Here is a 3,412-nt window from a genome sequence, read left to right on the forward strand (position 1 = left end):
AACCTCATCCAAACACTCGAAGCCGAAGCTATTGCAGCTTTGTCAGAAAACAAAAAAATTCCTGCGTTCCGTGCAGGTGACACCGTCAAGGTGGGCGTGAAGGTCATCGAAGGTGAGCGCACGCGTATTCAGAATTACGAAGGCGTGTGCATCGCGCGTTCGAACAAGGGCATGGGCTCAAACTTCACGGTACGCAAAATGTCGTTCGGTGAGGGCGTTGAGCGCGTATTTCCTTTGTACAGCCCAAACATTGACAGCATCGAAGTCGTCCGTAAGGGCGTCGTGCGTCGTGCGAAGCTTTACTATCTGCGTGGTTTGACCGGTAAGAAGGCACGTATTGCCGAACGCCGTGACCCGCGAGCTATTAAAACCACCGAGGCTGCCGAATAAGGCAGGAGCCGCGTTGCGTTTCTAACCAAACACAAAAGGCCGGGCTCCGATAAAGAGCCCGGCCTTTTTTATTGCCATTGAAGGAAGTGAACATGGGTTATCGTATCGTAGTCGCAGGTGCGACGGGCAATGTGGGCCGCGAAGTCGTCAACATTCTGGCCGAACGCGCATTCCCTGCCGACGAGGTCGCCGTGCTGGCATCATCGCGCAGCCAGGGTATCGAAATCGAATATGGCGATACCGACAAGATGCTGAAGATCCAGAATATTGAGAATTTCGATTGGACGGGCTGGGATATGGCGATTTTCGCGATTGGTTCGGAAGCAACCATGAAATACGCGCCGATTGCCGCTGCTGCCGGCTGCGTAGTCATCGATAACAGCTCGCTTTTCCGGATGGACCCAGATGTTCCGTTGATCGTGCCGGAGGTCAACCCTGACGCAATTGATACCTATAAGCGCAAGAATATCATTGCCAACCCGAACTGCTCAACGGCGCAATTGGTCGTCGCGTTGAAGCCGCTCCATGACTTTGCCAAAATTACCCGCGTTGTCGTATCGACCTATCAGTCGGTGTCGGGTGCGGGCAAAGAGGGCATGGACGAATTATTCGAACAGAGCCGCAACATCTTCGTTGGTGACAGCGCCGATGCCAAGAAGTTCACGAAGCAAATCGCGTTCAACGTCATTCCGCATATCGATAGCTTTCTCGACGATGGCTATACGAAGGAAGAGTGGAAGATGATGGTTGAGGTCAAGAAAATCCTCGACCCGAAAATCAAGCTCACAGCGACCTGCGTGCGTGTTCCTGTCTTTGTTGGCCACAGCGAAGCGGTGAATATCGAATATGAGCGGGAAATGTCGGCGGAAACTGCGCAGAATATCTTGCGTGAGGCCCCTGGCATCATGCTGATCGATAAGCGCGAAGATGGTGGTTATACGACGCCTGTCGAGGCTGCAGGCGATGATGCAACTTATGTGAGCCGCGTGCGTGAAGACCCCACAGTGGACAATGGCCTTGCCTTCTGGTGCGTGTCAGATAATTTACGTAAAGGAGCCGCGCTGAATGCGGTACAGATCGCCGAACTGCTTGGGCGGCGGCATTTGAAAAAGGGATAAGTTATGGGGCTGCAAGCCGATATTTTCTGGTCGTTTCGCAGTCCCTATAGCTACCTTGCCACGCGGCGATATAGTGCGCTGGCGCAGGAATATGACCTGACGATAAATCTGCGTCCGGTCTATCCGCTCGCGATCCGTGAACCTGACTTTTTTGAACGCAGCCACCCCAATTGGTTACGCTATACCTTCACCGACATGTTCCGTGTGGCGCAGTTTCACGGCGTTCCATTCGGCCCGCCGCGACCCGACCCGATTGTGCAGGATATCGCCACGCGTAAAATAGCCGACGAACAACCCTATATTTTTAGACTGACCCGATTGGGCCAAGCGGCGGCACGGAGAGGAAAAAGCTTGGCTTTTTGTGACGAAGTTTCGCGGCTCATTTGGGGCGGTGCGGAGAACTGGCATGAGGGTGACCATCTAGCAGGCGCAGCGACGCACGCGGGATTGGATTTGGCAGAGCTGGATGCCGAGGCGCTTCGCGATGCTAAAGCTCTCGATGCTGAAATCGCCGCCAACCAAGCCGCACTCGAGGCGGCGGGGCATTGGGGCGTACCAACTCTCGTTTTCGACGGCGAACCCTTTTTTGGGCAGGATCGTATCGACATGGCGCTGTGGCGTATGAAGCAAAAGGGATTGGCCGCGCGTTAGTTTGATGCGTAGGTCATTGAATATCGAGCGAGATTTATGATTACATGCGATAGTTTCCAAGCCGTTGACGGCGTCGAGATCGCCTGGCGCGAAACGGGGCAGGGGCGGCCTTTGTTGCTGATCCATGGCTTTATGTCCGAAGCGGATACCAACTGGATTAAATACGGCCATGCTGCTGCGCTGGCAAACGCCGGATATCGGGTTATCATGCCGGATCTTCGGGCCCATGGGCTAAGCGGTAAGCCGCATGACCCCGCGCATTATCCGCGCGATATTCTGGCCGATGACCAGTTTGCGTTGCTCGCGCATTTGGGCATCACGTATTACGACCTTGGCGGTTATTCGCTTGGCGGTCGGACGGTGTCTCGGATGCTGGCGCGTGGTGCAATGCCCGGTAGGGCTGTTATTTCAGGCATGGGACTAGAAGGCCTGACCCAGACGGGTAATCGTGGGGCCCATTTTCGACATGTATTCGACAATTTGGGGCAGCATGAAAAAGGTTCGTCCGCATGGATGGCGGAAGCTTTCCTGAAAACCACCGGCGGTGACCCGGCGGCATTGCGGCATATTTTGGATAGCTTTGTCGATACCGATGCGGCAGAAATTGCCAGTTGGACTCTGCCCGTCGCTGTTGTGTGCGGAGAACAAGACGATGATAATGGGTCCGCAGCCGATCTCGCGGCTCTTTTGCAACATGGGAAGCTGTTCACAGTGCCGGGCAATCATATGAGCGCAGTAACCAAGTCGGAACTTGGGATGGACTTTGTCGCGGCGCTGACGGGCGACCGGTGGTGACGCGCCCAGTTTTCGACATCCAACCTATATTGATTGGCGAACGGGTCATGCTGCGGCCCTTAATGACAAAGGATTATGACGGGCTCTATGCTGTGGCTTCTGACCCAGAAATCTGGGCGATGCATCCGTTTCGTGATAGGTACAAAAGGGAAATCTTTGACGCATTCTTCGCTGATGCCATCGCATCGCAGGGGGCCTTTGCCATTTTGGATCGCGCGACACATGATATCATCGGCAGTACGCGCTTTGCGAGTTATGATCCGACAATAGCAGAAATAGAAATCGGCTGGACCTTCTTTGCGACCGCATATTGGCGGACAGGCATTAATCGCGAGGTAAAGGCGCTGATGCTAAGGCACATCTTCCAATTTGTGCGGATCGTTGTGTTTCAGGTGGGCGCTCATAATTTTCGCTCGCGCACCGCAGTGGAGCGATTGGGTAGCAAGTTAGTGCGAGAA

5 protein-coding genes are annotated in these 3,412 nt (G+C 54.4%); all 5 read left to right on the plus strand.

Features of this window, described 5'->3' with window-relative positions:
- Window positions 1-390, plus strand: a 390-nt coding sequence (gene rplS, locus Q0O33_RS10655) for a 50S ribosomal protein L19 (RefSeq protein ID WP_295499398.1), incomplete at its 5' end; no start/stop codon positions are given.
- A gap of 92 nt (window positions 391-482) precedes the next feature.
- Complete coding sequence (locus Q0O33_RS10660) at window positions 483-1,508, plus strand: aspartate-semialdehyde dehydrogenase (protein WP_295499401.1); 1,026 nt, start codon at window positions 483-485, stop codon at window positions 1,506-1,508.
- A 3-nt stretch (window positions 1,509-1,511) separates the two neighbouring features.
- A complete protein-coding gene (locus Q0O33_RS10665; protein WP_295499405.1) occupies window positions 1,512-2,159 on the plus strand; it encodes a 2-hydroxychromene-2-carboxylate isomerase in 648 nt (215 codons plus the stop codon).
- Between the two features lie 36 nt (window positions 2,160-2,195).
- Window positions 2,196-2,954: an alpha/beta fold hydrolase gene (locus tag Q0O33_RS10670; protein ID WP_295499408.1), complete on the plus strand. Its 759-nt coding sequence runs from the start codon at window positions 2,196-2,198 to the stop codon at window positions 2,952-2,954.
- The coding region (locus tag Q0O33_RS10675) for a GNAT family N-acetyltransferase (RefSeq protein ID WP_295499410.1) at window positions 2,951-3,412 on the plus strand (462 nt) is incomplete at its 3' end. The genes Q0O33_RS10670 and Q0O33_RS10675, both read left to right, overlap by 4 nt.

It is taken from the genome of Sphingorhabdus sp. EL138 (genome assembly GCF_945862485.1).
Classification (GTDB): Bacteria; Pseudomonadota; Alphaproteobacteria; order Sphingomonadales; family Sphingomonadaceae; genus Sphingorhabdus_B.

Coding starts and splice junctions, on each gene's coding strand:
- Q0O33_RS10670 (WP_295499408.1), top strand. CDS start 2,196: ATGATTACATGCGATAGTTTCCAAGCCGTTGACGGCGTCGAGATCGCC.
- Q0O33_RS10665 (WP_295499405.1), top strand. CDS start 1,512: ATGGGGCTGCAAGCCGATATTTTCTGGTCGTTTCGCAGTCCCTATAGC.
- Q0O33_RS10660 (WP_295499401.1), top strand. CDS start 483: ATGGGTTATCGTATCGTAGTCGCAGGTGCGACGGGCAATGTGGGCCGC.